At 72.1% G+C, this 577-nt stretch carries 1 pseudogene; it reads left to right on the top strand.

Going from position 1 to position 577, the window contains the following annotated elements:
• Window positions 1–577 (top strand): annotated as a pseudogene (locus tag KIP79_RS46235) (ISAs1 family transposase); the annotation flags it as partial.

Raw genomic sequence — 577 nt, forward strand, 5'->3', positions numbered from 1 at the left:
ACCTGCTGGCCTGCCTGGGCTGCTGGCGTGACCCGCTCACGGGCCTGCGCCACCCGCCCAGCGAGCGCACGGTGCGCCGTGTGCTGGCCGATGTCGACGGGAACGAAGTGGACCGGCAAACCGCCGCTTATCTCGCCGGATCGGCTGTCCCGGCCGGGCGGGAGCCCGCTGCGGGCAGTACCGGCGACAGGAATGCGCAGCAGCTTCCCAAAGAGCGTGAGGCCCGCCGCGCCGTCCAGCGGTCCCGCCGTCGGTCGGTGCCGGACGGGATGCTGGCCTCGGCGGCGTTCGACGGCAAGGCCATGCGCGGTGCCCGGTTGCCGGGCGGGGGGCGGGTTCACCTGTTGTCCCTGTTCGGAAACGAGCGCGGCACGGTCCTGGCGCAGCGGCAGGTCGGAGCGAAGACGACCGAGGTGCCCGAACTCGCCCCGCTGCTCGATGACGCGCAGGTTGCCGGGATGGTGCTGACCGGGGACGCCCTGCACACGGTCCGCGAGACCGCCCGCCATCTGGTCGAGGACCTGAGCAGCCACTATGTCCTGATCGTCAAGGACAATCAGCCGGCCCTGCTGACCGC

Origin of the sequence: Acrocarpospora catenulata, from assembly GCF_018476525.1 — a bacterium.
Lineage (GTDB): Bacteria > Actinomycetota > Actinomycetes > Streptosporangiales > Streptosporangiaceae > Acrocarpospora > Acrocarpospora catenulata.